The sequence below is a fragment of the Streptomyces sp. 135 genome (genome assembly GCF_020026305.1).
In the GTDB taxonomy this organism is placed as follows: Bacteria; Actinomycetota; Actinomycetes; order Streptomycetales; family Streptomycetaceae; genus Streptomyces.
On the sequence record NZ_CP075691.1, the window covers coordinates 6,854,541 to 6,881,198 of the forward strand.

The 26,658-nt window shown below is 73.7% G+C and carries 24 protein-coding genes and 1 pseudogene; 10 read left to right on the forward strand and 15 right to left on the reverse strand.

What is annotated here, in order from left to right; translation table 11 throughout:
- Positions 1 to 94 precede the first annotated feature (94 nt).
- The 4 genes from KKZ08_RS39035 to KKZ08_RS30815 form a co-directional block, all read right to left on the reverse strand.
- A complete protein-coding gene (locus tag KKZ08_RS39035; RefSeq protein ID WP_320591900.1) occupies positions 95 to 178 on the reverse strand; it encodes a putative leader peptide in 84 nt (27 codons plus the stop codon).
- Between the two features lie 135 nt (positions 179 to 313).
- Complete coding sequence (locus tag KKZ08_RS30805; protein ID WP_223777539.1) at positions 314 to 901, reverse strand: GNAT family N-acetyltransferase; 588 nt, start codon at positions 899 to 901, stop codon at positions 314 to 316.
- A 65-nt stretch (positions 902 to 966) separates the two neighbouring features.
- A complete protein-coding gene (locus tag KKZ08_RS30810) occupies positions 967 to 2,265 on the reverse strand; it encodes a GAF domain-containing protein (protein ID WP_223777540.1) in 1,299 nt (432 codons plus the stop codon).
- Positions 2,266 to 2,529: 264 nt separating this feature from the next.
- Complete coding sequence (locus KKZ08_RS30815; RefSeq protein ID WP_223777541.1) at positions 2,530 to 4,164, reverse strand: acyl-CoA dehydrogenase family protein; 1,635 nt, start codon at positions 4,162 to 4,164, stop codon at positions 2,530 to 2,532.
- A gap of 17 nt (positions 4,165 to 4,181) precedes the next feature.
- Here KKZ08_RS30815 and KKZ08_RS30820 point away from each other — a divergent pair, with 17 nt between their 5' ends.
- Positions 4,182 to 5,330 carry a YihY/virulence factor BrkB family protein gene (locus tag KKZ08_RS30820; protein WP_223777542.1) on the forward strand — a complete coding sequence of 383 codons (1,149 nt, stop codon included), beginning with the start codon at positions 4,182 to 4,184 and terminating at the stop codon, positions 5,328 to 5,330.
- A gap of 31 nt (positions 5,331 to 5,361) precedes the next feature.
- Here KKZ08_RS30820 and KKZ08_RS30825 read toward each other — a convergent pair whose 3' ends face one another.
- Positions 5,362 to 6,201 carry an NAD(P)H-binding protein gene (locus tag KKZ08_RS30825; RefSeq protein WP_223777543.1) on the reverse strand — a complete coding sequence of 280 codons (840 nt, stop codon included), beginning with the start codon at positions 6,199 to 6,201 and terminating at the stop codon, positions 5,362 to 5,364.
- A gap of 80 nt (positions 6,202 to 6,281) precedes the next feature.
- On the opposite strand from KKZ08_RS30825, the gene KKZ08_RS30830 reads away from it, so the two are divergent.
- Positions 6,282 to 7,220 carry an AraC family transcriptional regulator gene (locus KKZ08_RS30830; protein ID WP_223777544.1) on the forward strand — a complete coding sequence of 313 codons (939 nt, stop codon included), beginning with the start codon at positions 6,282 to 6,284 and terminating at the stop codon, positions 7,218 to 7,220.
- Between the two features lie 10 nt (positions 7,221 to 7,230).
- A pseudogene (locus tag KKZ08_RS30835) lies at positions 7,231 to 7,959 on the forward strand (DUF6597 domain-containing transcriptional factor); the annotation flags it as partial.
- On the opposite strand, the gene KKZ08_RS30840 reads toward KKZ08_RS30835, so the two are convergent.
- A complete protein-coding gene (locus KKZ08_RS30840) occupies positions 7,948 to 8,385 on the reverse strand; it encodes a VOC family protein (protein WP_223779255.1) in 438 nt (145 codons plus the stop codon). The pseudogene KKZ08_RS30835 and the gene KKZ08_RS30840 overlap by 12 nt on opposite strands.
- 100 nt (positions 8,386 to 8,485) lie before the next feature.
- On the opposite strand from KKZ08_RS30840, the gene KKZ08_RS30845 reads away from it, so the two are divergent.
- A complete protein-coding gene (locus KKZ08_RS30845; protein ID WP_223777545.1) occupies positions 8,486 to 8,917 on the forward strand; it encodes an NUDIX hydrolase in 432 nt (143 codons plus the stop codon).
- On the opposite strand, the gene KKZ08_RS30850 is transcribed toward KKZ08_RS30845, so the two are convergent.
- From KKZ08_RS30850 to KKZ08_RS30865, 4 genes are read right to left on the reverse strand one after another with little or no spacing between them, the layout of a single operon-like run.
- Positions 8,907 to 9,629, reverse strand: a complete 723-nt coding sequence (locus KKZ08_RS30850) for a hypothetical protein (protein WP_223777546.1) — start codon at positions 9,627 to 9,629, stop codon at positions 8,907 to 8,909. The two genes, KKZ08_RS30845 and KKZ08_RS30850, sit on opposite strands and share 11 nt — an antisense overlap.
- A gap of 44 nt (positions 9,630 to 9,673) precedes the next feature.
- Positions 9,674 to 10,432 carry a hypothetical protein gene (locus KKZ08_RS30855; RefSeq protein WP_223777547.1) on the reverse strand — a complete coding sequence of 253 codons (759 nt, stop codon included), beginning with the start codon at positions 10,430 to 10,432 and terminating at the stop codon, positions 9,674 to 9,676.
- The gene (locus tag KKZ08_RS30860; protein ID WP_223777548.1) at positions 10,429 to 11,190 is read right to left on the reverse strand and encodes a hypothetical protein; all 762 of its coding nucleotides are present in this window, start codon (positions 11,188 to 11,190) and stop codon (positions 10,429 to 10,431) included. The genes KKZ08_RS30855 and KKZ08_RS30860 overlap by 4 nt, the downstream gene beginning before the upstream one ends.
- A 52-nt stretch (positions 11,191 to 11,242) precedes the next feature.
- Positions 11,243 to 14,152, reverse strand: a complete 2,910-nt coding sequence (locus KKZ08_RS30865) for a glycoside hydrolase family 2 TIM barrel-domain containing protein (RefSeq protein WP_223777549.1) — start codon at positions 14,150 to 14,152, stop codon at positions 11,243 to 11,245.
- Positions 14,153 to 14,337: 185 nt separating this feature from the next.
- On the opposite strand from KKZ08_RS30865, the gene KKZ08_RS30870 reads away from it, so the two are divergent.
- Positions 14,338 to 15,030: a pyridoxamine 5'-phosphate oxidase family protein gene (locus tag KKZ08_RS30870; RefSeq protein ID WP_223777550.1), complete on the forward strand. Its 693-nt coding sequence runs from the start codon at positions 14,338 to 14,340 to the stop codon at positions 15,028 to 15,030.
- Between the two features lie 16 nt (positions 15,031 to 15,046).
- Here KKZ08_RS30870 and KKZ08_RS30875 read toward each other — a convergent pair whose 3' ends face one another.
- Positions 15,047 to 16,309, reverse strand: a complete 1,263-nt coding sequence (locus tag KKZ08_RS30875) for a hypothetical protein (RefSeq protein WP_223777551.1) — start codon at positions 16,307 to 16,309, stop codon at positions 15,047 to 15,049.
- Positions 16,297 to 17,544: a hypothetical protein gene (locus KKZ08_RS30880; protein ID WP_223777552.1), complete on the reverse strand. Its 1,248-nt coding sequence runs from the start codon at positions 17,542 to 17,544 to the stop codon at positions 16,297 to 16,299. The genes KKZ08_RS30875 and KKZ08_RS30880 overlap by 13 nt, the downstream gene beginning before the upstream one ends.
- A gap of 191 nt (positions 17,545 to 17,735) precedes the next feature.
- On the opposite strand from KKZ08_RS30880, the gene KKZ08_RS30885 reads away from it, so the two are divergent.
- Entirely contained in the window at positions 17,736 to 20,279 is a 2,544-nt protein-coding gene (locus KKZ08_RS30885; RefSeq protein WP_223777553.1) for a polysaccharide lyase family 8 super-sandwich domain-containing protein, read from the forward strand.
- A 33-nt stretch (positions 20,280 to 20,312) separates the two neighbouring features.
- Here KKZ08_RS30885 and KKZ08_RS30890 read toward each other — a convergent pair whose 3' ends face one another.
- On the reverse strand, positions 20,313 to 20,531 hold the full coding sequence (locus KKZ08_RS30890) for a ferredoxin (RefSeq protein WP_223777554.1): 219 nt from the start codon (positions 20,529 to 20,531) through the stop codon (positions 20,313 to 20,315).
- A 9-nt stretch (positions 20,532 to 20,540) separates the two neighbouring features.
- Positions 20,541 to 21,806, reverse strand: coding sequence for a cytochrome P450 (locus KKZ08_RS30895; RefSeq protein WP_223777555.1), 1,266 nt, complete (start codon positions 21,804 to 21,806; stop codon positions 20,541 to 20,543).
- Between the two features lie 230 nt (positions 21,807 to 22,036).
- On the opposite strand from KKZ08_RS30895, the gene KKZ08_RS30900 reads away from it, so the two are divergent.
- The 4 genes from KKZ08_RS30900 to KKZ08_RS30915 all read left to right on the forward strand — a co-directional run bounded on the left by KKZ08_RS30900 (position 22,037) and on the right by KKZ08_RS30915 (position 26,323).
- On the forward strand, positions 22,037 to 22,603 hold the full coding sequence (locus KKZ08_RS30900; protein ID WP_223777556.1) for a GNAT family protein: 567 nt from the start codon (positions 22,037 to 22,039) through the stop codon (positions 22,601 to 22,603).
- On the forward strand, positions 22,600 to 23,337 hold the full coding sequence (locus KKZ08_RS30905; protein ID WP_223777557.1) for a class I SAM-dependent methyltransferase: 738 nt from the start codon (positions 22,600 to 22,602) through the stop codon (positions 23,335 to 23,337). Before KKZ08_RS30900 ends, KKZ08_RS30905 begins: the two co-directional genes overlap by 4 nt.
- A gap of 239 nt (positions 23,338 to 23,576) precedes the next feature.
- Positions 23,577 to 24,722, forward strand: coding sequence for a ribosome small subunit-dependent GTPase A (rsgA, locus tag KKZ08_RS30910; protein WP_223777558.1), 1,146 nt, complete (start codon positions 23,577 to 23,579; stop codon positions 24,720 to 24,722).
- A 140-nt stretch (positions 24,723 to 24,862) separates the two neighbouring features.
- Positions 24,863 to 26,323 (forward strand): DNA-3-methyladenine glycosylase 2 family protein, encoded by a 1,461-nt coding sequence (locus KKZ08_RS30915; RefSeq protein WP_223779256.1) that lies wholly within the window; start codon positions 24,863 to 24,865, stop codon positions 26,321 to 26,323.
- On the opposite strand, the gene KKZ08_RS30920 is transcribed toward KKZ08_RS30915, so the two are convergent.
- Entirely contained in the window at positions 26,259 to 26,630 is a 372-nt protein-coding gene (locus tag KKZ08_RS30920) for a PPOX class F420-dependent oxidoreductase (protein ID WP_223777559.1), read from the reverse strand. The two genes, KKZ08_RS30915 and KKZ08_RS30920, sit on opposite strands and share 65 nt — an antisense overlap.
- Between the last annotated feature and the right edge of the window lie 28 nt (positions 26,631 to 26,658).

Below are 26,658 nucleotides of genomic sequence, written 5' to 3' on the forward strand. Positions count from 1 at the left end.
CGGGTATGGGCGCATGCGGACATGTGCGCGCGGCGCTGCGCAGGGAGGGATCAGGAAAGATCGGTGATCGGGATGTGCGGCGGTGCTGAGCTGATCAGCAGGCCGGACACATGGCGCTGGACATGCGGCCGAGGTCGACGTGACGCCGACTCACCAAGGCAATTCCAGTGCGATCCATGACGGAAGCGTGTCACGGGACTTTCGACCCAGTCCAGCATTATCCAAAATGTGGACACCCCTGTCCCGCATCATGGACAGGGGTGGTGTGGGTCACAGAGATCGAAGCGGCGGCGGGGGTGCCGACGGGCGTACGTCAGTCGCGCTCGGCCCCCGGCCACGGCCCCGGAGAGGTGACTTCCGGTTCCTGCTCGACCTTGGTGTCGAAGAGCTTGAAGCCGCGCCGCAGGTAATTGTCCATGGCGTGCTCGCCGTCCTTGGAACAGGTGTGCAGCCAGACCCGCTCGGTCGGCGCGAGCCCCGGCCACCGCTCGGCCAGGTCCCAGGCGCGCGCGACCCCGTACGAGAGGAGGTGCCCGCCGATCCGGCGTCCCCGGAAGGCCGGCAGCAGCCCGAAGTACACGATCTCGACGACGCCGGGCGCCGCGTCCCCCTGCTCGCCCCGCGCCGCCAGTTCCACGTACCCGGCGGGCGTCCCCCTGTCGTACGCGACCCACGTCTCCACGCCCGGCCGCTCCAGCAGCTTCCGCCACTGCGCATAGGTATAGGACAGCCGGTCGGTCCAGCTGATGTCCCCGCCCACGGACGCGTACAGGAACCGGCTGAATTCGGGCGAGGGTACTTCCGCGCGCACGATCCGCACCTCGGCGTCGGGCGCGGCGGCGGGCAGCAGATCGGCGGGAGACGTCTGCTCCAGCGACCATGTGGTGACAGTGAGGCTCATGGGGTTCAGCGAATCACGGCCCCGCGACGGCGTGCCACGAGGGGGCTCAAGGTCATGAGGGGGGCTCAAGGCTCCGCCACGCTCCTCGCCCGCCGGATCGCCGGCGCGGCGGAGTGCGGCAGGAGGCCCGCGGGATGGTCCGGGAGGATCAGCTCCACCTCGACGTCCTCGTGGAAGCGGTAGGGGCGGTGGGCGAGCAGCGCGCCCAAGTAGCGCCGCACCCGGGAGAGTTCGGCCCGGACCGTCACCGTCCGCGCCGGATCGCCGAACATGTCCTCGGCCAGGCCCGACGCGCTGCGCCCCTTGCGGTGCGTGGCGAGCAGATAGAGCAGCTCCGCGTGGCGCGGGCTGAGGTCGTGGGTCCAGTCGCGGGCCCCGCCGAGCATCGCGAGCGTCCACCGGCGCGGTCCGCTCACGTCCAGCACGAGCCGGGTCGCGGGCAGCGGATCCGGCGCCTCGCGCGGATCCTCAGGACGCAGCAGCCAGCCGCCGGGCAGCGGCTCCACCCGGCAGGTGCCCAGTGAGGGCAGCCAGGCGCGGCCCGCCGCGAGGGACTTGGGAAGGGCCAGCCGGTCCGCGGCGGGCATGCCCGTGACCGCGGCCGTCCAGCCGTGCGCGTCCACGGCGAGGGCCCGGCCCGCCAGGCGCGCGAGGACCGGGGCGGCCACCGCGCGCAGCCGCTCCAGCGCCGTCACATGCCGCTCGCGCAGCCGGGCCTCGGCGAGCTTGGCCACCGAGTCGACCAGGGCCATCGTCGCCGGATGCATGGTCCGCAGCGGGCCGCTGACGTCGACGACGCCGAGCAGCGTGCCGTCGCGCGGATCGGTCACCGGCGCGCCCGTGCACGTCCAGGAGTGGTGGGTCCGCACGAAGTGCTCCGCGGAGAAGACCTGCACGGGGCGGCGCACCACCAGCGGGGTGCCGACGCCGTTCGTGCCGACGACGCCCTCGCTCCAGTCCGCGCCCGGTTCAAAGCCGAGCGCGTCCGCCTTGCGCAGCACCGCGGAGCTGCCCTCGCGCCACAGCACCCGGCCGTCCGCGTCACAGACGACCATGATGTGCTGCGCGGCGTCCGCCACCGTGACCAAGGCGTCGCGCAGGACCGGCAGGACGGGCAGGAGGGGCGAGGCGCGGCGGCGCTCCTCCAGCTCCTTCTCGTCGAGCAGCCGGGAGCGGACGTCGCGGTCCGGGTCGACCCCGCCGGTCAGCATGCGCCCCCAGGACTCGTGGATCACCGGCCGCGGCATGACCCGCGGCCGCTGGCCGGCGAGCGTCGCGTCCCGCACCCCCTTCAGGAGCCGCGCGGCGTGCGCGAGGTCCATGGCGGAGATCCGCGCGAGATCGATCGTCGAAGGGGCGTTCATCACCACTGGGTCCCTTCCGGCCAGACCAGTGCGTACGAGGCGTCCACTCATCGTGCCTTGTACGCGCGGCCCGAGGTGATGGTTCGACGATGAATCAAGTGACGTCGGGCGCCGTCCACGTTGCAACCTCATGCAACTCTCGCGAACGGCTGTGCGGTGACTGAATCTGGTCACCACACCGCCCGTGCGGTGTTCATGCTCCTCAAGGGGCCTGAAGTGCGGGGGTGGTGCCGTGTCGGCGCAGCACCACCCCCGTGTCACCGTTCAGGACCGCGGAGCGGCCCGTTCCACCACCGAGGCCAGATCCAGGCTGTGCGGCAGCGTGCCGAACGCCGCGCCCCAGTCGCCGCCGAGCCGTGAGGCGCAGAACGCGTCGGCCACCTCCGCCGGCGCGTACCGCACGAGCAGCGATCCCTGGAGCACCAGCGCCATGCGCTCCACGAGCCGCCGGGCCCGCGCCTCGATGCCGTCCAGATCGGCCAGTTCGGTCAGCAGGCCCTTGATCGCGCCGTCCAGGCGGTGGTCGGCGCCCCTCGCCCTGCCGACCTCCTGGAGGAACGCGTTCAGGGCCTGCGGCTCACGCTGGAGCGCCCGCAGGACATCCAGCGCCTGCACGTTCCCCGACCCCTCCCAGATGGAGTTCAGCGGCGCCTCGCGCAGCAGTCGCGGCATCCCCGACTCCTCGACGTAGCCGTTGCCGCCCAGGCACTCCAGGGCCTCGCCGACCATCGGCGTGCACCGTTTGGTCACCCAGTACTTGGCGGCCGGCACCGCGAGCCGCAGGAAGGCCCGCTCCTGCTCGCTCCCGTCGTCGTACGCGGCCGCGAGCCGCAGCGCCAGCGTCGTCGCCGCCTCCGATTCGAGCGCCAGATCGGCCAGGACGTTGCGCATGAGCGGCTTGTCGATCAGCTTGCCGCCGAACGCCTCCCGGTACGTGGCGTGGTGCACCGCCTGCGCGACGGCCTGCCGCATCAGCGCGGCCGAGCCGAGCACGCAGTCCAGGCGGGTCGCCGCGACCATCTCGATGATGGTGCGCACCCCCCGTCCCTCCTCGCCCACCCGGCGCGCCCACGTCCCGTCGAACTCGACCTCGCTGGAGGCGTTGGAGCGGTTGCCCAGCTTGTCCTTGAGCCGCTGGATGGCGAAGGCGTTGCGCGTGCCGTCCTCCAGGACCCGCGGCACGAGGAAGCAGGTCAGCCCCTGCTCGGCCTGCGCGAGCACCAGGAAGCCGTCGGACATCGGCGCGGAACAGAACCACTTGTGTCCCGTCAGCTGGTAGGTCCCCTCCTCCGAGAGGGCCGCCGCGCGCGTGGTGTTGGCCCGTACGTCGCTGCCGCCCTGCTTCTCCGTCATGCCCATCCCGAAGAGGACGCCCGCCTTCTGCGAGGCGGGCCGCAGCCCCTGGTCGTAGACGGTCGAGGTCAGGCGCGGCTCCCACTCGGCGGCGAGCGCGGGATCGGCGCGCAGCGCGGGCACGGCGGCGTGCGTCATCGACACCGGGCAGCCGTGGCCGCCCTCGGTCTGGGTCCACACCAGGAACCCGGCCGCGCGCCGCACATGCCCGCCGGGCCGCGACCAGGCCGCGGTCAGACCCGCGCCGACCGCCTTGCCGAGGAGCCGGTGCCAGGACGGATGGAAGTCGACCTCGTCGATCCGGTTGCCGTACCGGTCGTGGGTGCGCAGCACGGGCGGGTGGTCGTTGGCGAGCGCACCCCACTCCTGCGCCTGGGCGGAACCGGCGCTGCGGCCGAGCACCGAGAGGTCCTCGCGGGCGGAATCGAGGAGCGCCGGGTCCAGATGCCGCTCGACGCCCTCCACGAGGGCCCGGTCGGACGCGAATACGTCATATCCGACCAGGGGCGGAGCCTGGTTGGTCACTGTGTGGGTGGTGGCTGCCATGCCGCTACGGTAAGGAGGTGCACCAGGCAAATGAAACACCCGGGCGGCCCTCCGGACGCTGGAAACGGGCCCGCGCTCTGTACCGCGACGTCTCCAAGCGCAGGACCGCCTGGCTGCTGCTCAAGGACACCGTCAACTCGTGCATCGAGTACCGCATCCTGGGGCTCGCGGCCGAGGCGGCGTTCTTCACGCTGCTCTCCGTGCCGCCGCTGCTCCTGAGCCTCATCGGGCTGCTCGCCTACGTCGACCGGTGGACCGGCGCGAACACCATCGCCAGCGTCGAGAACAACATCCTGGAGGCGTCCCGCACGGTCCTGTCCGACCGGGGGGTGAGCCAGATCGCGCAGCCGATACTGGAGGACGTCATGAAGGTCGGCCGCCCCGACGTGATCTCCATCGGCTTCGTCTTCGCCCTGTGGTCCGGCTCGCGCGCCGTCAACGTCTTCATCGACACGATCACCGTGATGTACGGCCTCGACGGCGTGCGCGGCATCGTCAAGACCCGGCTCCTCGCCTTCGGCCTGTTCATCGTGGCGCTGCTCATCGGCTCGGTCGCGCTGCCGCTGATGGTGGCGGGGCCCGACGCGGTGGTGAAACTGCTGCCGGGCTCGACGACGATCGTCCAGATCCTCTACTGGCCGGTCGTCGTCATCCTCTCCATCGTCTTCCTGACGACGCTGTACCACGTGTCGGTACCGGTGCGCTCGCCGTGGGTCGAGGACATGCCGGGCGCGCTGATCGCGCTCGCCATGTGGGTGCTCGGCAGCTTCCTGCTGCGCATCTACCTCACCAGCACGGTGGAGGGCCCCACGATCTACGGCTCGCTCGCGGCCCCGGTCGCCGTGCTCCTGTGGATCGGCGTCTCGGCCTTCGCGGTCCTCGTGGGCGCGGCCGTCAACGCGGCGATCGACCGCGTCTGGCCGTCCGTCGCCACGGCGGCGGCGCGCGCCGCCAACGACCGCATAAGGGAGGCCCAGGCCGCCGAGGTCATCGCCCGCGCGGCGGCCGCGCGCGAGGGCCTTGACCCCGACGACCCGGAGATGCCCTCCGAGTTCCCCGAACGCTGGTCCCGCTTCCTGCCGCCGGACGACGTGACGGCACGGCTGCGGACGCATGCGAAGCGGAACGGAACCGGAGGGGACGAGAACGTCCCCTCCGGCGACTGAGGAGCGGGGCCCGGGGCGGAGCCCCGTGGCGTCACGCCGACCAGATGCCCGCACCGGCACATTCCTTGACGTAGTCCGAGAAGTCCCTGGGCTCCCGGCCCAGGGCTTCCCGCACCCCCTCGGAGAGCACCGCGTTGCGGCCGTCGAGGTTCGTCTCGAAGAGCTCGACCAGGAACTCCGCCTCCGCGGCCGGGACACCGAACTCCCAGAGGGCGGCCCCGTAGTCGCGGGCCGGGACCGGGACGTAGGCGATGTCCCGCCCGGCCGCCCCCGACACCTCCGCCACCGCCTCCCGGAACGACAGCAGCCGGGGGCCGGTGAGGTCCAGGGTCCGGCCGGCAAACCGGTCGCCGCCGGTCAGCGCCGCCACCACCACGTCCGCGATGTCCCGCGTGTCGATGAACGGTTCGAGCACCTCGCCGCCGGGGAAGACCAACTCCCCGCCCCGCATCCCGTCCAGCAGCGGCCCCTCGCTGAAGTTCTGCGCGAACCACGCGGCCCGTACGACCGTCCACCCGGCCCCCGAGTCCCGCACGGCCTGCTCCGTGGCGTGCGCCTGGGGCTCGCCGCGGGCCGACAGCAGCGTGAGCCGCCGTACGCCCAGCTCCACCGCGAGGCGGGCGAACGCGCCGACCGCCTCCGCCGCGCCGGGCGCCCCCACGTCCGGCAGATGGGCGAGGTGCGCCGCGTCGGCGCCCCGCAGGGCGTCCGCCCACGTCGACCGGTCCGCCCAGTCGAACCGCACGGCGCCCGCACGTGAGGCCGGCCGCACCGTGAGCCCCGCCGCCTCGGCGGACTCCACCACCCTGCGCCCCACCCGCCCGGTCGCGCCCGTCACCAGAACCGTCATCTTCACCGTGTCCGTCGTCATGGCTTCAGTCAACCGCCCGGCCCGCGCCCGGACCATCGCCGAGGCGCTCACGTCCATACGCCTGCGTCTACGCTGCCGCCATGGACGTACTCGCAGGCTTGCTGGAGGGCCCGCGCGCCCGGGGGGCCTTCATGATCCGCGCGCTGTTCGACCCGCCCTGGTCCGTGCGCATCGCGGACGAGGCCCCCCTGTCGGTCATGATCATGGTGCGGGGCAGCGCGTGGATCGTCCCCGAGGACGGGGCGCCCGCGCAGCGCATCCGCCCCGGCGACCTCGCCATCGCGCGCGGACCCGACCACTACACCTGCGCCGACGACCCCACCACCGAGGCGTTCGCCGAGATCCAGCCGGGCGAGCGCTGCGTGCCGCTGGGCGGCGCCCCGTCCGGCAAGTACGCCGGACTCGGGCCGCGCGCCTGGGGCGAGTCCCACGACAGCTCCGTGGAGATGCTGATCGGCACCTACCAGCTGCGGGGCGAGCTCACCGGCCGGCTCCTGGACGCGCTGCCGCCGCTGCTCGTGCTGCCCACCGAGGTGTGGGACTGCCCGCTCACCCCGCTGCTCGCCGACGAGATCAGCAAGGACGAACCCGGCCAGGACGTCGTCCTCGACCGGCTCCTGGACCTCCTCCTGATCGCCGCCCTGCGGGCCTGGTTCTCCCGCCCCGAGGCCGCGGCCCCCGCCTGGTACCGGGCGATGGGCGACCCCGTCGTCGGCCGCGCCCTGCGCCTGCTCCAGGACGATCCCGCGCACCCCTGGACGATCCAGGGCCTCGCCTCGAGGACCGGCGTCTCCCGGGCCGCGCTGGCCAGGCGCTTCACCGACCTGGTGGGGGAGCCCCCGATGACGTACCTGACGAACTGGCGGCTCGCGCTCGCCGCGGACCTGCTGCGCGACAGCGAGCTGACGATCGGCGCGATAGCCCGCAAGGTCGGCTACGGCAGCGCGTTCGCCCTGTCCGGCGCCTTCAAGCGGGTCCACGGCATCAGCCCGCAGGAGCACCGCACCCGCGCGGCGTAGCCTTCCGTACGTGGCCCACGAGACCGACGACCAAAGGACGTACCGGGAGCGGCCGTCCCGGCTGACCGGCGCGGTCGTGTGGACGCGCACGGCTTCGGGCATCCCCGGCACCCCCGACGGCGTCCGCCCCGTGCTGCCCGACGGCTGCATGGACCTGCTGTGGACCGAGGGCCGGCTGTTCGTCGCGGGCCCGGACACCCGTGCGTACGTCCCCGGCGCGGCGGAGTCCGGCGGCCGCTACGTCGGCATCCGCTTCCACCCCGGCACCGCCCCCGCCTTCCTCGGCGTCCCGGCCCACGAACTGCGCGACCAGCGCGTGGAGTTGGCCGACCTGTGGGGCGCGGCGACGGCGCGCCGCCTGGTGGGGCGGGTGGACGGCGCGCCCGATCCGGTGGCCGCCCTGGAGGCCCTCGCCCTCCGGCGCGCCGCCGACGCCGGACCGCCCGACCCGTTCCTCACGGCAGTGGTCAGGTCCCTGGACGCCGGCCGGTCCGTCGCGCAGACGGCGGCCGCCCTCGGCGTCAACGCCCGCCTGCTGCACCGCCGCTCGCTGCCCGCCTTCGGGTACGGCCCGAAGACGCTCGCCCGGGTGCTGCGCCTGAAGCGCGCACTGACCCTGGCCCGCGAAGGACTGCCGTACGCGCAGACCGCGGCCGTTACGGGCTTCGCCGACCAGGCTCATCTGGCCCGCGACGTGCGGGAGTTGACAGGTATGTCGCTCACCGAACTACTCGGTGGTCCCCAGCGGCGCGAAGAGGTCGACGCCGTTGCCGTCCGGGTCGAGCACGACCGCGTACCGCTGCCCCCAGAACGCGTCGAAGGGCGCCAGCTCGCTCTTGTACCCGGCGGCCGTCAACTCCTCGTACGTCGCATCGACGCCCTCGGGTGTCCCGCAGTGGAAGGCGAGCCCGATCCGCCCGCCACCGGCCGGGGGACGCCACCCCTCGTGGAAGGACCGCACGGTCTCCTCCGTGTCGAAGGCGACGCGCAGCCCGCCGGGGAGCACCGCCTCGACGTGCGGCGCGCTCTCGGCGCCCTCGGCGAACTCCAGGCCGAGGCGCCGGTAGAAGGCGAGCGAGGCGGCCATGTCGGAGACGACGAGCCCGATCAGATCGAACCTCGGTGTGCGTGTGGGCGCGGACGTGGAAGTGGGTGTGCTGTTCATGGCCGAGAGCGTAGGGCCCGTGCCGGTGCCGGGTCTTGAAGGAATCGGACACGGCCTGCCCGACTGTCCGGACCCCCGATTCCCCGCTACGGTGGAAGGCATGGATTATCCCGGCGAGAACCGGCTCGCGGCGGCCGTCGTGGCCCATCGAGGCCGCGTCCTGCTCGTACGCCGCAGCGAGACCGAGCGGTTCCTGCCCCGGGTGTGGGGCGTGCCCTGCGGAAAGCTCGAACCGCACGAGAGCCCGCGCGACGGCGTCCTCAGGGAGCTGAAGGAAGAGACCGGTTTGCTCGGCAAGGTGGTGCGCAAGGTGGGCGAGTCGTCGTTCCTGAGCACCTACCGGGGCCACGAGGTGAAGAACTGGCAGGACAACTTCCTCGTCGAACCGCTCTCCTTCGACGTGGTGCTGCCCCTGCCCGACCAGGAGCACCGCTGGCTGCTCCCCGCCGAGCTCGGCACCGTCGACATCGACGACTACAACCGCGACATCGTCCGCCAGGCCTTCAGCGCCGTCAACGCCTTCAGCCGATGAGTCCCGCGAGGGCCGCGAGCTCCGCCAGGTAGTCCGCCACGTCCAGCGGCTCCTTCGCCACCGCGCGCGTCGGTTCGGCGGGGCCGGTGAACACGTCCGTGTAGCGCCGCCGGCCCGCCCCCGTCTCCAGGAACAGCGTCACCGTCACGTCCGGCGCCGCGCACCACGCCCGGTGCAGGGCGTACGACGGCAGGGCGTACCCGCTGCCCGCCGCGTACACGGCGCTCTGCGCGAGCCGCAGCCGCGCCCGGCCCGCCGGTTCGAGCAGCCAGTCGCCCCCCGCCCCCGTGAGGGACTCCCGGTACCGCGCGGCCGTCTGCCCGCCCCCGCCGTCCGCCTCCTCGACGGAATCGAACAGCTCCATGCCGAGCGCGCCCCGCACCACGCTGGAGGCCAGCGGGGAGCGGTGGTTGTGGATGTCCTCGCGCGCGCCCGCCCCCGGATGCCACACGTGCGCGCGAAGCCTGTGCCGGGGCCCGCCGTCGATCAGGAGCAGCTTGTCGAAGCCGAGGACATGGCGGTACGACAGGAGTGCGCATCCCGAGGGGTCACCGGCCCCCGCCGCGAGCTCGGCCACCAGGGGCAACAGGCGTTCCGGCGAGCCCAGTTCGGCGACGACGGCGCGGGCGGCCCGCACCAGGTCGTCCTCCGTCGGGCCGTCCAGTGCCGCTTCGAGCAGCCGCCTGGCCCCGTGCACGTGCCGAGCACCCACAGCTCTTCCCCCTCGTCCGCGCGCGCCCGCGCCGGGCCCGGGGTTCAGGCACCCGGCTGATACATCCATACGGCATGTGCCCGCAGCGCCGAAAGGCCCTGATAGGTCATCCACAGCGGGCGGCCGAGATCATGCCCGTCCCAGTTCCATATCCCGTCGTCCTGCTGGCTCCACACCGAGCCGACGGCGCTCGCGAGGAGCGCGCGCCACTGCTCCTCGCGGCCGTCGTCCACGGCGACCCGCCAGGCACCCGGCGTCAGGAGCGCCCGCACCATCCAGGCCGCGGTGAAGTGCCGTACGAAAAGCACCTCTTGGCGCCACGAGTCGACGGGGTGCGGACGGCGCACCTCCTCCTGCGTGTTCGTCAGGTCCACGCAGGCCTCGTGGAGCGGCTGCGGGCAGGAGAGCAGCCAGCGTACGCCGTCCTCACGGGCCGCGCGGATGTTCGCGTCCTCGTCCAGGACGCGGGCCGCCCGGTCGAGGGCGACCACGGCCTGCGCGGTGTGCACGGGCGAGGGACGGGTGGCAGGGCCGCGCAGCACGGCGCCCCAGCAGCGGCGGTGCTCCCTGGCGGGGTCCGTGATCGTGCGGTCGACCAGCTCGTCCCGCAGCCGGGCCACGTCCGGTGCGTGCGGCGCCGCGCGCAGCAGGCCGCGCAGCACCGTGGTCACCACGTGGGTGCGGCCGAAGCCGGACGGTTCGAGCTCCGCGGTGAAGGCCGCGGCGCAGCGGGACGCCTCGGCGGCGACGCGCTCCGGGTCCGCGCCCGCCCGGGCGAGCGCGCCGAGCGCGAGCGCCGTCACCTCGGGCGCGGCCTTGTGCCCTGGGAGCGGGCCGCCCAGCCGCCGTCCCGCAGCCGCAGCCGCCACAGCGTCCGCGTCAGGTCGCTGACGCTCACCCGGCCGTCGGGGGCGGACAGTTCGAGGACGGCGTGCAGGCCGTAGGCGGTGCCCGTCGGTGTGGGCCGCACCGGCCTCGTCTGCTCGTCCAGGGCGTGCGGCCAGCCGGTGAGCCGGCCGCGCTCGGGGTCGTCGAGGGTGGTCAGCTCGGCGGCGAGCGTGGCGTAGGAGGCGGCGAGGAGCACCGGCAGCGGGCCGGGCAGCTGTGCGGGCTCCGAGGGCGCGGGCGCGGCGGGCGCCCTCGGGCCGGTGCGGGGCCCGCGCGGCCGGGGCAGGCCCGCGAGCCCCGGATGGCCGAGGCGCCCCGCCCTGCTGCCCGCGTCGGCTGCGTCGCCTGCGCTGTCCGAGCCGCCTGTGTTGTCTGCGCTGTCTGAGTCACCTGTGTTGCCCGCGTGGTCGGCCCTTGCCCGGAGCAGCGCGGCCGACAGCCAGGCGGCGAGGCCCACGCCGAGGCCGCTCACTGCCGCGATGCCGTACCGCGCGGCGTCCGCCGAGATCGTGTCCGGCAACACGCCGACCAGGGACTGGAACACCGCGTACCCGGCGGCGGCGCAGCCGAAGCCGCCGAGCCACCCCACGAACCGCCCCGGCGGCGCGTCGGGGGCGGGCCCGGGGGTGGGGCCGGGCCTCGACGGGCCGCGGCCGAGCCGCTGGTGTGACACGGGGTGCTCCCTCCCCCCAGGGCGGCACGTGGGGTCTGCGTGCCGGTCCAGTCTAGTGCGGGGCGGCTCCGTTTCCCCGGGTCACGGCGGTGGAGAAGGCGACGTGCAACGTCTCGGGCCGCGCGTGCAGCTGATGGTGCGGCAGGACGCCGGGGCCGCAGGATCCCGAGCCGATGCCGTGCCGGCCGATGTCCAGGTTGACCCAGACGGTGTCGCCTGGGGTGAGGTCGGCGCGGTGCCGGGCTGCGTCGAGCTGTTCGGTGGTCCAGCGGCGGGCGGTGAACGCCGGTCCTTCGCCCGAGTCGATCCGCAGGCCGCCGATCTCCGCCCAGCGCAGACCGGGCCTGGCGCCGTTCTCCTGGGGGCGCACGTAGGGGGTCTGGAGGGCGTCGACGTCCGACTCCCAGACGCCCACCAGCGACGCCGCCCCGGTGTCCGGGTACGCCTCGCCGGGGCCGCCGCCGAACCACCGGACGGGACCGGACGCGCCCGGCAGCCCGAAGCGGATCCCGACGCGGGGCAGCGGCACCCGCCACTCGCCCTCCGGTTCCACTTGCAGCGTCAGGAGCAGGCGGCTGCCGTCCGACCGCCAGCGGTAGGCCACCCGCAGGCCGAGGTCGCTCGCCGCGGGTGCCACCCGGGTGCGTACGGTCAAGGCGTCCTCGGCCAACTCGACGTCGTCCACGCGGTGTTGCATCCGATGGAGGCCGAGTGCGCGCCACTGGGCGGCAGGTGGCGTCTCGGGGCGCCAGGGCATGCCGTTGTCGTTGTCGGTGGGCGCCCGCCACACGTCGAGGCGCAGGTCCCTGATCTCCAGACCGCCGAGGGACAGCAGCGTTCCGCGGGTGTCGAAGACGGCCGGGCCGAGCAGGACGCGGCCGCTCTCGCGCACCGGCGCCAGGCCGCCCGGCGGGACCGGCTCGGCCCTGCCTGCCTCGTCGACCAGCTGGGCCCACGCCACCACATGGCCGCGCGCCGCCCACGCCGTGTCATCGGCGAGCCCCGCCCGCACCGTCCACCGGGTCTCCGCGTCCCCGCCCCGGGCCGGCGCCGGCGGCAGCTTCACCTCGGCGCGTTCTCCGGGGCCGGTCGCGGGCACCGGCAGGGCGCCGTCGGCGACGCTCACGCCGTCCACCTCGTACGACCAGGTGAAGGCGAGGTGGGTGAGGTCCGCGAAGTCGTGGAGGTTGGTGATACGGACGGTGCCGTCGCGGCCGTCGCCGTCGATGCGGACGGGCTCGATCACCTTCTTGTACTCGACGAGGCCGGGCGACGGCGTCCGGTCGGGGAACAGCAGCCCGTCACAGACGAAGTTGCCGTCGTGCAGCTCCTCGCCGAAGTCGCCGCCGTAGGCGTAGCCGTACGCGGGGTGCGCGATGCCGTGGTCGATCCACTCCCAGACGAAGCCGCCCTGGAGCCGGTCGTACGTCTCGAAGAGCCGCTGGTACTCGCTGAGGCCGCCGGGGCCGTTGCCCATCGCGTGCCCGTACTCGCAGAGGATGAAGGGGAGTTCGCGGCGCTCGTCGGGGCCCGCGTCCTCGCCCCGGCCGATGCGCTCGACCTCGGCGTGGTCGGCGTACATCCGGGAGTAGACGTCGGTGTCCGCGCAGGAGCTGTCGCCCTCGTAGTGGAGGAGGCGGGAGCCGTCGCGGGCGCGGATCCACTCGGCCATGGCGGTCAGGCCGCGGCCCGTCCCGCACTCGTTGCCCAGCGACCACATGACGACCGAGGGGTGGTTCTTGTCGCGCTCGACCATGCGGGCCGCGCGGTCCAGGAGGGCGGGCGTCCAGCGGTCGTCGTCGACGGGGTTGCCGCGCCACTGCACCGCCTGGAACCCGTGGGTCTCCAGGTCGCACTCGTCGATGACCCATAGGCCGAACTCGTCGCACAGGTCGAGGAAGGCGGGGTGGGGCGGATAGTGGCTGGTGCGGACGGCGTTGATGTTGTGCCGCTTCATCAGCAGAACGTCCGCGCGCATGGTGTCGAGGTCGAGGGCGCGGCCCGTCTCCGGGTGGAACTCGTGGCGGTTCACGCCCCGGAAGAGGACAGGCCGTCCGTTGACCTTGATCAGCCCGTCCTCCAGGGCGACCGTGCGGAAGCCGACGCGCAGCGGGATCCGCTCGCCCGCCGTCGCCAGGAGACCGTCGTAGAGCCTCGGTGTCTCGGCGGTCCACGGCTCGACGGGCACGGTGGCCTCCTCGCCCGTCGCCACGTCGATGCCCAGTTCGGCCACCGTGACGCGCCCTGGGACGTCCGCGTCGACCCGCAGCGTGCCCGTGCCCGCGCGATGGTCGTACGACGCGTGGACGAAGTGGTCGCCCGCGCAGCCCTCGGGCCGGTGCAGCAGCGTCACGTCACGGAAGATGCCCGGCAGCCACCACTGGTCCTGGTCCTCCAGGTACGAGCCCGCGGACCACTGGTGGACGCGGACCGCGAGGACGTTGCCCTCGGGGCGCAGCAGCGCGCCGACGTCGAACTCGTGGGCCAGCCGGGAGCCCTTGAAGTCGCCCAGCTCCGTGCCGTTGAGCCAGACGCGGGCGCACGACTCGACCCCGTCGAAGCGCAGGACCGCGGTGCCGGTGCCCGGCCAGTCGGCGGGCAGGCCGAAGACGCGCAGGTGGTCGCCGGTGGGGTTCTCGGTGGGCACCCGCGGCGGGTCCACCGGGAACGGATAGAGCTGGTTGGTGTACTGGGGCGCGCCGTGGCCCTGGAGGACCCAGTGGCCGGGGACCGTGATCTCGTCCCAGGCCCCGCTGTCGTGGTGCCCGGCGGCGAACGCCTCGTCCTCGGCGTCGGCGGTGGGGGAGAGGCGGAAGCGCCAGGTTCCGTTGAGGGAGAGGGCGGGGGCGTCCGACGTCGCGTACCACGCGCGGGGCGGGAGGCTGCCGGTGCCGGGGGACACGTCCTCGTGGTGGGCGTCGAGGTGGCCGTCGTGGTCGCGGAGGTCCATGCGGAGGTCCATGCGTTCCATCAGACCGTGCCCGGGTGGCGGCTCACAATTGTTTCGGAGCGGGAGTCGATGGACTCTTCGGGCACAGCTTGGACGGACGCGAGACGGGCTGCGAATAACGTGGCCATGGCCGTACGTGACAACTGAATCCGCAGAGGCATGGCAACTGACACGCGATATCAGTAACTTGGGCTGCCGTGAACAGAGCATCACAGCCGTCAGCGCTGCCCGCGGAACTGCCCGTGACCGACCGCACGCGCCACCGACGCCTGCGCGCACAGGGCAGCCTGGCGCGCGCCGACCTCGAAGCGATCCTGGACGCGGGCTTCGTCTGCCACCTCGGTGTGGTCGTCGACGGCCACCCGATGGTCGTGCCCACGGTGTACGGCCGTGACGACACACACCTCTTCCTGCACGGCTCCGTCGCCGGCCGCAGCCTGGCCGCCGCCCCAAAGGCGCCGGTCTGCGTCACCGTCACGCACGTCGACGGACTGGTCCTCGCCCGCTCGGTGTTCGAACACGGCGTCAACTACCGCAGTGCGATGATCCACGGCGTCCCGCGCACGGTGATCGACCCCGACGAGAAACTGCGCGGCCTGCGCCTGCTCACCGAGCACGCGACGCCGGGCCAGTGGGACTACGCCCGCCGCCCCAGCCGCAAGGAGCTCGCCGCGACCACCTTGCTCGCGCTCTCCCTCGCCGAGGCCTCCGTCAAGACGGCCGTCGGGCCACCGGAGGACGGTGACGGCCCGGACGCCGCGCTCGGCATCTGGGCGGGCACCCTCCCGCTGACCGCCACCTGGGGCGCACCCGTCGCCGACCCGCTGCTGCCCGCGGGGATCGAACCGCCCCCGCACATCACGGGGCGCGGCGGCACCCGGCAGGGGTGAGGGGACGCCCGGCGGCTCAGGGCAGCTTCGGCGCCGGGCAGCCGTGTTCCTTCGCCGAGCGCCCGGCGAAGTGCTTCAGCGCGGCGCGCTCGTACGCCAAGTCGGCGGCGGACGGCTTCGGGGCGCGGCGCTCACCGTCCGTCTCGTACGCCTCCCCGTCCGTCGCGTCGCTCGGCCGCACCGTGAACAGGGCGGGCCCGGAGCCGTCGTGGCACGCGGCGCTCGCCCAGTGGCCGCCGCCCGGCAGCCGACCCGCCGGGGCGTCGTCGCCCGGGACGGGCTCCTCGGAGTACCGGCCGTGCCGCTCCTGCTGACGCAGCCGCTCGGCCTCCGCGTACGGCCCGTAGTACGCGACGAGACGGTAGCGCCGCGCCTCGCCCCCCGGTGCCCCGGCCGGTGTCCCGGTACGGCCGCCCGCGAGCACGCACACCTCGACCGGTACGCCCGAGGGCCTGCCCTCCCACGCCCGGGACACCCGCGCGCCCCGGCCGGGCACACCGCGGCAGGTGCCGGACGCGTCGGCGAGCGGCACGTCCTCGTCGGCGTTGACCGGCAGGGCCACGGTGCGCGGGGGCTTGCCGAGCGGGGCGTCGCAGCCCCACGTCCGCGAGGCCTTCGCGGCCGTCGCCGTCGCGATCCGCGCGTAGGCGGCGCGGCGGCGCGGGTCGTCGAGCGTGACGTCCTCCTCGCTCACGCCGACGGTGACGAGCAGGCCACCGCCCTCGCGGGCGCAGTCCAGCAGGACCGTGGTCGTCGCCGAGTCGCGGCCGGCCAGGTTCGTGAAGCCCTCGCCGGTCGTGAACAGGCCCCGCCAACCCCCGCCGAGCGCGGCGGGCGGCAGTTCGGCCGGCACCTCCGGATACAACATGCCGTACCGGCGGGGGAGTTCTGCCGCACGGCCCTCGGCGGAAGGGCTTCCGCGCCGCTCGGGCACGCTCTGCACCGAGACCTCGACGGAGGCGTCACGCGTCGGATGACCGGCGTGGTGCTCGGTCTTGCGGCTGACCGCGCACGTCACCTGGCGCTCGCCGTCGTACGCCTCCCGCAGACCGGTCCGGCCGCGCCCGCTCCGGAGCGGCCCCTCGCCGAGGACGGCACGCATCTCGTCCGACGGCAGCACACCTTCGCACGCGTCGTCGAGCACCCGCTGCGCCACGCGGCGCTCATGCGGCCCGCCCCACCAGTAGTAGCCGCCCGCGATCAGGGCCAGGGCGACCAGCACCCCGCAGGACGTGAGCCCCACGCGCCCCGCCCTCGTCTCCCACGTCAGCCGCGCCACTGCGCCACCTCTCCCATGACCTTCGTGTCCCGGCAGTGCGCGCGCCGCGGCCAGCCGTCCGGCGCCGCGAGATAGCGGTCGAGCACGGCCCGTGCCTTCCGCGAGAGCTGCCGCCGCTCCTTCGGCTCCAGCACCGTCGTGCCCGACTGCGGGCCGTCCGTGAAGCCGAGCTGCGGGGTGACCGTGACGCGGTGGTAGGTGGGGCCCGCCGCGCACCGCGACCGCGCCCACAGGGCGAGCAGCGGGTCGTCACCGGACTCCTGGATCGTCACCGGCTTGCCGGCCTCGGCCCGGTCGCCGGGAAAGGGGACGTGGGAGCCGCCCCGGTGACTGTCGTACGCGCCGCCCGCGAGCACCCCCGACCAGCTCTGTGCGCCCACCGCCTTGACCGCGAGCTCCCCGGCGGGCGAGCTGTCGTCCAGCCGGCCGCCGCACACGCCGGTGCGCCTGCTGTACGTCGCCGCGCTCCGGCCGAACTCCCATTCGCCCGGCGCCAGCCGCAGCGCCTTGGGGGAGAGCCAGGAGCAGAGCTTCGGAGCCTTGGCCGGGGCGGCGGCTCCGGCCTTCAGGGGGCGGCCGCCGCAGCCCTGCTTCTCCGCCACCCAGTCGGCGACGCGCACCGCCGTGCGGGACGCGAGGAGGCGGTCGGCTCGGGGGACGTCGTACTCGTCGTCGGACGCCGAGGGCAGGTCCACCGTGACGAGCAGGTCCCGCGAGGGGCGCACGCGCCCGGCGAGGCCCTTGGGGCAGTCGGCGAGCAGGGAGGCCGACACCGCGCTGCCGGTCAGCCGGTCGCCGGTCGACACGGCGCCGAGCGCGCTGTCCGGCAGCGGCAGCCCGAAGGAGCCGTCGAGCGCGGGCCCGGTGGTGCGGGTCAGGACGGCCTCGGCACGCACCCGCGCCTGCGCGTCGGGCTCCCAGGCATCGCCGCCGCCACCCCACGACAGTGTGCAGTCGAGCAGGGCGCGGCTCTCCTCGCGGGGCCGCAGCATCGTGCCGAACTCGTCCAGGACGCCGGGCTTGTCGTCCGGCACGAAGGCGCCGAGCTCGGCGGGGAGCAGCCCCGCGCAGGCGCGCGCCAGTTGCCGCTGGTTGGCCGCGAGCCGTTCCTCGCGGTCCTCGGCCCGGGACACGAGGAGCCACGTCACGGACGACGCGATCACCGCCAGGGCCACCAGGCCGGACACGAGCCAAATGCGCCGTCGCGCCGCGCGCGGCGCGCCCGTCCCGGGCATGGTGCTCCCCTTCCCCCGTGTACCGCATCAAGATCAGGGAGGGACCGTATCAATGCGGGTCCGCCCGTCGGCGCGGGGACCCTTGTCGCGGATGGGGGCATCTGCTTGACTCCGGCCGCCTGAACACCCGTCCGAGCCCGTCCACAGTCAGGAACGCCAGAACGCCCCGTACGCCGCCGGTGGAGGCCGCCATGGAGATCACCCGCAGACGCCTGCTGTCCGCCCTGTCGGCCGCCGGACTCCTGGCGGTGATCCCCGCCGGCCGGGTGGACGCCGCCACGGCGGCGGAGGGCCGCGCCCGGCTGCTCGCCAACACCGTGGCCATCCTCGCCGGGACCGCCGCGTCCAACGCCCGGCCGGAGACGGCCGGGAAGCTCGCCGCCGTCGAACGTGCCGCGCGGGCGAACCTGAAGGCGATGGACGACGCGGGCGAGGGCGAACTCTTCGCAGGCCTGGCGCTCGGCACCGACGAGGCGAACCTCAACACCGCCTACCGCCGCCTGTACGAGACCGCCCTCGCCACCCGCACGCCCGGCCCCGGCGGCCTGTACGGCGACACCGCCGTCCAGCGTCGCGTGCTCGACGGCCTGGCCTGGCTGCACGAGCACTACTACGGCGACCAGGCCAAGGGCTACTACGGCAACTGGTTCCACTGGGAGATCGGCATCTCCCAGCACATCAGCAAGACCCTGGCGCTGCTCGCGGACGAGGTGCGCGCCCACCGCCCCGACCTGGTGCGCACCTACGTCACCTCCATGGACGCCTACCTCCGCAACGGCACCGGCGGCGACGTCGACCTCGACTCGCGCTTCCACACCGGCGCCAACCTGGCCGACATCACCACCAACCGCATCCTCCAGGGCGCCCTCCTCGGAGAGGACGAGGGCGACGCCCGCATCCGCAAGGCCCTCACCGACCAGCTGACGGTCTTCCTCACCATCGACCCCTACCGCCTGCGGCACGGCGTGACGGACGGCCATTACGCGGACGGCTCCTTCATCCAGCACGCCTCCGTCGCGTACACGGGCTCGTACGGCAAAGGCCTGCTCAGCCGGGTCGTGCAGACCCTCAAGATCCTCGAAGGCACGGGGTTCGCGCACGGCGCGGAGCTGGTGCCGACCGTGTACGACTGGGTGCGGGACGGCTTCGCCCCGGTGATCTTCGAGGGCTGGATGATGGAGATCGTCAAGGGCCGGGCCGTGGCGCGCACGGACTCCGGATACACCGACGTGGCGGTGGTCGTGGAGGCCGTCGTCGACCTCGCCTCGCTCGCCGCCGGCGCCGAGGCCACCGCCCTGAAGAGCTACGTCAAGCACATCAGGGCCACCTCGCGCACCGCGCTCGACCCGGCCCGCTTCGTCTCCCCGGTCAGCATCGTGCGCTACGCCGACATCGTAGGCGACGCCTCCGTGCCGCCCGCCGACCTCAACCCGGCCGAGCGCAGCGTCGCCTTCAACGCCATGGACAAGACCGTGCACCGCAGGCCCGGTTACGCCTTCGCGCTCGCGCGCAGCTCCGACCGGATCAGCAAGTACGAGTACATGAACGGCGAGAACCTCATGCCCTGGTTCCAGGGCGACGGCGCGCACTACCTCTACCTCTCGGGCCAGGACCAGACCCAGGCGTACGGCGTCGACTACTTCACGACGGTCTCGCCGTACGGCCTGGCGGGTGTCACGGCGCCGGTCGAACAGCGGCGCACCGTACCCGAGTCGTACGGCAAGGCGTACTACGACAACCCCGGGCACCCCCTTAATTTCACCTCCTCCTCCGAGTCGCAGAACAAGTACGTCTACTTCCCGCGCGGCACGAACGCGTGGTCGGGCGGCGCGGTCCTCGGGGCGTACGGCGCCGCGGGCCTGGTGCAGTCCAGCGACGCCGCCTACCGCGACCGCGCCCTGCTCCCCGACGACTTCGTCGTGTACCGCGGCGCGCGGGCGACGAAGTCGTGGTTCCTGCTCGACGAGGAGATCGTGGTGCTCGCCGCGGGCGTCGGCGACGCCGGGGGGCGGGCCGTGACCACGACCGTCGACGCCCGCATCGCCGCCCCCGAGGACCGGACCACGCTCACCGGGACGCGCCGCGACGGCCGCGCCTGGTCCGGCCCCGGCACCGCGGACCTGCGCTGGCTGCGCTACGCCAACGCCACGCGCGGCACCGCCGTCGGCTACGTCTTCCTCGACGCCCCGCCGGTGAGCGTCACCCTGGAGCGGGTCACGCGCAGCCGCCGGGTCGTGCGCACCGCCAACCCCGATACGCCCGTGACGCGTTCGGTGTTCGGCGTGACGGTCCACGGGGCCGCCGGGGCCCGACCGGCGCGCCTGGCCTGCGCGTTGGTGCCGAACGCCACCGAGGACCGGCTGCGCGCCCACCGCCAGGGGCCGATCGAGGTCCTCGCCAACTCCGAGCGTCTCCAGGCCGTTACGCACTCCGGTCTCGGCCTGACGGCCGCCAACTCCTTCACGCCGGGGCGCCACGAGGCCGCCGGCCTGCGCGTCGATGGGCCGGCCTCCGTCATCGTGCGCCGTCGGGGCCGCGGCGGCACCACCACCGTCGCCGTGTCCGACCCGACGATGGACCGGGACAGGATCACGGTCCTGCTCCGCGGCCGCCGCCTCCGGAAGGTCACCGCGGACGACGGCGTGCGGGTGAGCCGGGATCCCGGCGGCACACGGATCGACGTCGACACCCATCACGCGTACGGCAGAAGCTTCACGGTGACGCTGCGAGGCTGAACAGCCGCTACTGGGCGATTTCTTGATGTCCGGTCAGATGACTTCCTCCACGCTGATTGCCTGTACCGGGCACGCCCGTACGGCTTCCCTCACCATCGGGTCGCCGCCGCCGTCCTCGCGGTCCGGCAGCACCTGGCTGAAGCCGTCGTCGTCCTGCGTGAAGACGGCCGGTGCGGTGAGCGCGCACATGCCCGCACCCACACACCGGTCACCGTCGACGCGTACCACCTTGCTCGTCGTCTCGTCCGCCATGGTCTGTCCCTACCAGGTGACGGGGAGTTCCAGCATCCCCTGGATCGTGTCGCCCGGCTTGAAAGGGATCTCCTCGGCGGGCACCGCGAGACGCAGCCCCGGCAGGCGCTCGAAGAGGGACCGCAGGGCGATCTCCAGCTCCAGCCGGGCGAGGTTCTGGCCAAGGCACTGGTGGACGCCGAAGCCGAAGGCGAGGTGGTGGCGGGTCGCGCGGTGCCAGTCCAGCTCCTCCGGGAACTCGTAGGCCGCGTCGTCGCGGTTGATGAGGGAGGTGGAGAAGATGACGCCGTCACCGGCGCGCAGCGTGCTGCCCGCGATCTCGATGTCCTCCTTCACCAGCCGCAACAGCCCGTCCGCGATGGACAGATAGCGCAGCAACTCCTCGACCACGGCGGGCGTCAGGGGCTCGTCGGCGTCGAAGCCGGCCTTCAGTTCGGCCAGCCGCTCGGGGTGCTGGAGCAGGGTGAACGTACCGAGGGAGATCATGTTCGCCGTGGTCTCGTGCCCCGCGACGAGCAGGATCGTGGCCAGGCTGACCAGCTCCTCGCGGTCCACCGCGCCCTCCGCGAGCTGCTGGTGGATCAGCTCGTCGAGGAGCCCGTCGCCCGGCTCCCGCCGCTTGCGGTCGATCAACGCGGAGAAGTAGGCGTCGAGTTCGTCCCGCGCCGCCTGCGTGTCCTCGGCCCTCGGGCCGCGCAGCAGCCGCCGTGACCTCTCCTCGAAGAAGTCGTGGTCGGCGTAGGGCACCCCGAGCAGGGCGCAGATCACCATGGACGGCACGGGCAGCGCGAACGCGCTCACCAGTTCGGCGGGCGGCCCCTCGGCCTCCATGGCGTCCAGGAGCCGGTCGACGGTCTCCTGGATCCGCGGGCGCAGCGCGGCGATCCGCTTGACCGAGAAGCTCGGGATCAGCATCCGGCGCTGGACGTTGTGGCGCGGGTCGTCGACGCCCAGCAGCGCGACGCCCCGCTTGCGGACGCGGGCGAAGCGTTCGGTCGGCGAGGGGAAGTCCTCGTGCTCGCGGTCGGTGGAGAGCCGTGGGTCGGCGAGGAGTTCGCGGGCCACCGCGTGCCCCGTCACCAGCCATACGGGCCGCCCGTCGAAGAGGGTGACGCGGGCGAGCGGGCGGGCCTCCCGCAAAGGCGCGTAACCGGTGGGCGGGTGGTAGGGGCAGGAGCGGTCCTGAGGGAAGTGGACGTTGGTGGGGGCTGGGTCAGGGATGCGGGTGGGGGTGGGGCTGGTGGTGATGGGTCCGGACCTGGTCGACTCCGTCATGGACGTACCTCGCAAGCGCAGCTGTTTCCGTATGCGCATATGCCCGTTCACGCATATGCCCGTTCCCTCATTCGATGCCTCAGGCATCTATCTCGTCCACGCCAAGACCGGCCAGATCGCCGCCGCCGGCGGAACTGTCCGGAATTGCCCCCTCCGAGCGCCGTGCCCGCTTCTTGGGCGTGCGAGTATCCGGGAGGATCACGTGGCGGCCACTGTGGAGGACGAAGAGGATGTTCGCGATACCCCTCGGCGACGGAGCCGAACTGCGCCCGCTGGAGCCCTGGCAGGCCGAGGAGTTCCTCGCCCACATGGACCGCGGCCGTGACTTCATCGGCCGCTACGTGGGGCTTCCCGACACCACGGCAGACCTGAAGGCCGCACGCGACTGGCTACAGGTGTACGCCGACAAGGCCGCCGCCGACACCGGCCGCCTGTACGGCATCCGACTCGACGGACGTCTCGTCGGCGGTGTCCTCTTCCGGGTCTTCGACACGGCGTCCGGCACCTGTGAGGCGGGCTGCTGGCTGGAACCGGCCGCCGCGGGCCGCGGCCTGGTGACCCGCGCCGTGCGCGTCGTCGTCGACTGGGCGGTCGAGGTGCGCGGGATGCACCGCGTGGAGTGGCTGGTGGCCTCCGAGAACCGCCCGAGCATCAACGTGGCCAAGCGGCTCGGCATGAGCCTCGACGGCGTACAGCGGGAGAACGACCCCTACCGGGGCGTGCGGCAGGACACCGAGATCTGGTCGGTCCTCGCACCCGAGTGGCGCGCCGCGCGGTCCGGGGGAGCGCTCCGGTGAACGTCGACAACGCCTACGGAGACCCGCGGCTCGCCGCGCTGTACGACCCGCTCGACCCGGACCGGAGCGATCTCGACGCGTACCTGCGCATGGCCGAGGAGTTCGGCGCGCGCCGCGTACTGGACATCGGCTGCGGGACGGGCGTGTTCGCGCTGCTCCTCGCCCGGCGCGGGATCGAGGTCGTCGGCGTCGACCCCGCCGGGGCGTCCGTCGACGTGGCCCGCGCCAAACCGGGCGCGGAGCGGGTGCGTTGGCTCGTCGGCGACGCGACGGCGCTCCCGCCGCTGCGGGTCGACCTCGCGACCATGACGGCGAACGTCGCCCAGGCCATCGCGGACCCGGCCGACTGGCAGGGCACCCTGCGGGGCGCGTACGAGGCGCTGCGGCCGGGCGGACGCCTGGTGTTCGAGACCAGGGACCCCGCCCAGCGCGCCTGGGAGGAGTGGAACCGCGAGGCCACGCACCAGGTGACGGAGGTCGCGGGCGCAGGCGCCCTCGAACGCTGGCTTGAGGTGACCGCAGTCGACGGCCCCTTGGTGACGTTCCGCTGGACCCTGGTGTTCGCGGCGGACGGGGAGGTGCTCACCTCGGACTCGACGCTGCGTTTCCGGGAGCGGGCGGAGATCGAGGCGGACCTGGCGGCCCAGGGGTACGTGGTCGAGGACGTGCGCGACGCCCCTGACCGGCCGGGCCGGGAGTTCGTCTTCGTGGCGCGGCGGCCGGCGCGCCGATAAATCGATGGCGTGTCGCGGGGGGCCGGATCTAAGCTGCGTCTCGTTCCTCGGTGGCCGCTCCACGGCCGCCGGTGCCGGCATTGCAGGACCAGGAGGTGTGACCGATGGCTGTCGTCGCGACGGGCGCTGCCCGTATCCGGAAGTTCATCAAGTACACCTCCGTGGCCACCGGCTGACCGAACATCTTCTCCGCGCGTCCCCGTACGCGTGCGCCGGGGCCACCCTGTGAAGGGTCCCCCTTGTCTTCCTCCTCTCGTCCGTCTTCTTCTCTTTCTTCCTCCTCTCTTCTGGGTTCGTCCTCGTCCGCCCCGCACCCCCTGGCCCCCTACGGCTGGGACGCGGAGTGGGAGGCCGAGTTCGCGCCGTACGCCGCGCAGGGGCTGCTGCCCGGGCGGGTCGTGCGGGTGGACCGCGGGCAGTGCGACCTCGTCACCGCCGACGGAACCGTGCGCGCCGACACCGAGTTCGTCACCCCACGCGACCCGCTGAAGGTCATCTGCACCGGCGACTGGGCCGCCGTGGACCCGGACGGCGGCGACCCCCGCTACGTACGCGCGTATCTGCCGCGCCGCACGTCCTTCGTACGCTCCACCTCGTCCAAGCGGTCCGAGGGGCAGATCCTCGCGTCCAACGTCGACCACTCGATCATCGCGGTCTCGCTCGCCGCCGAACTCGACCTCGGGCGGATCGAGCGGTTCCTCGCGCTCGGCTGGGAGTCGGGCGGGCAGCCGGTCGTCGTGCTCACCAAGGCCGACCTCGTGCCGGACGGCGCCACGCTCGCGCACCTCGTCCAGGACGTCGAGACCGCCGCGCCCGGCGTGCAGGTGCTGGCGGTCAGCGCCACGTCCGGGCAGGGCGTCGACGTGCTCGCCGCGGTCGTCTCGGGCGGCACGTCGGTGCTCCTCGGCCAGTCCGGCGCGGGCAAGTCGACGCTGGCGAACGCGCTCGCCGGGGCCGACATCATGGAGGTCCGGGCGATCCGTGACATCGACGGAAAGGGCCGTCACACCACGACGACCCGCAACCTCCTGCTGCTGCCCGCGGGCGGCGTCCTCATCGACACGCCGGGGCTGCGCGGCGTCGGCCTGTGGGACGCCGAGACCGGCGTCGGGCAGGTCTTCGCCGAGATCGAGGAACTGGCGGAGAACTGCCGCTTCCACGACTGCGCCCACACCGCGGAGCCCGGCTGCGCGGTGCTCGCCGCGGCGGAGGACGGCACGCTGCCCGAACGCCGCCTCGACAGCTACCGCAAGCTGATCCGCGAGAACCAGCGCATCGTCGCCAAGACCGACGCGCGGGTCCGCGCGGAGCTGCGGCGCGAGTGGCGGCTGCGGGGCGCGGAGGGGCGCGCCGCGATGGAGATCAAGCGGGGGCGCGTGCGCTGAGCGCGGGCGGGTCAGGGTGCGGGGAGCTGCGGGCCGGTCGTGGCTGAGCGCGCAGTTCCCCGCGCCCCCGCCGACGGCCTCAGCGCCGTGTCCGAATTCCGCCAGCCGGGGCGTCCTCGCGGCTCCACAATGGAGGCGTGATCGATGAGGAGACCCGGTACGAGGCCGTGCGCAGCCGGGACGCCCGCTTCGACGGAGAGTTCTTCTTCGCCGTCGAGACGACCGGCATCTACTGCCGCCCCAGCTGCCCCGCCGTCACCCCCAAACGGCAGAACGTCCGCTACTACACGACGGCCGCCGCCGCCCAGACCTCGGGCTTCCGCGCCTGCCGCCGCTGCCGCCCGGACGCCGTCCCCGGCTCCGCCGAGTGGAACGTCCGCGCCGACGTCGTGGGCCGCGCCATGCGCATGATCGGCGACGGCGTCGTCGACCGCGAGGGCGTGCCCGGACTCGCCGTACGTCTCGGCTACAGCGCCCGGCAGGTGCAGCGCCAGCTCACCGCCGAACTGGGCGCGGGCCCCGTCGCGCTCGCCCGTGCGCAGCGGGCCCACACCGCGCGCGTACTGCTCCAGACCACGGACCTGCCGATCACGGAGATCGCGTTCGCCGCCGGGTTCGCCAGCGTCCGGCAGTTCAACGACACGATCAAGGCCGTGTACGCGCTCACGCCGACCGCCCTGCGCGCCGCCGCCCCCAAGCGCGGCACCGCCCGCGCCACACCCGCCGCCGGCATCCCGCTGCGCCTCGCCCACCGGGGGCCCTACCAGGCCGCGCCGCTCTTCGACCTGCTCGGACAGGAGGCGGTGTCCGGCATCGAGGAGGTCACCGGCGAGCGCGGCGCCCGCACCTACCGGCGTACGCTCCGGCTGCCCCACGGCACGGGCATCGTGGCCGTCGAGGAGGCGCACCCGCCACCGGGGGCGGGGGACGGCTCGGGCTCCGCGGCCGTGCACCGAGGCGGGTGGCTCGACGCCCGGCTGCACCTCACCGACCTGCGCGACCTCACCACGGCCGTGCAGCGCCTGCGCCGCCTCTTCGACCTGGACGCCGATCCGTACGCCGTGGACGAGCGGCTCGGCGGCGACCCCCGCCTCGCCCCGCTGGTCGCCGCCCGCCCCGGACTGCGCTCGCCTGGCACGGCCGACCCGGAGGAGTTCGCGGTGCGGGCCCTCGTCGGCAGGGCCGCCGCGCAACGGCTCGTGGAGCGGCACGGCAAGGCGCTGGACGCCGCGTGCGGGCGGCTCACCCACGTCTTTCCGACACCCGCCGAACTGGCCGCCGAACCCGGCCCGCTCGGCACGCTGGCGACGGCGCTCGCCGACGGCGCCCTGCGCCTGGACGCGGGCGCCGACCGGGACGACTCCGAGGCGGCGCTGCTCGCCCTGCCCGGCCTTGACGCGCGTACCGCCGCGCTGATCAGGACCCGGGCCCTCGGCGACCCCGACGTGGCCCTGCCCGGCGAACCGGAGCCGGTCCGCGACGCCTGGCGCCCCTGGCGCTCGTACGCCCTGTGGCACCTGCGGGCGGAGCGGGCGCTCACGCCTCGCCGAGGCCCCAGCTGTGGATCCGCCGGGGATGGATCCGGATCAGCTCCTCGCTGAAATCGGGCCCCAACTCGTGTGGACCGGTGAGCAGTTCGGCCTCGCCCCGGATATCGATGCCCCGCACCGCCCAGGGCTTCAGGGTCACGATGTCGTCGACGACGAGGGACACCTTCGGGTTCGCCTGGAGGTTGCGCCACTTCTTGGTGGTGCCAAGGGCATGACCGCCGACCAGGATCGTGCCGTCGTCCTGCGGGAAGAAGCCGACGGGGTTCGCCTGCGGCTGTCCCTTCGGGTCGACCGTGGCCATCCGCCCCAGCCGCTGGGACTTCAGATACGCGCGCTCGGCCTCGCTGAATTCGGTCATGCGGCGAGCCTCGCACGCCGTCCTCCCC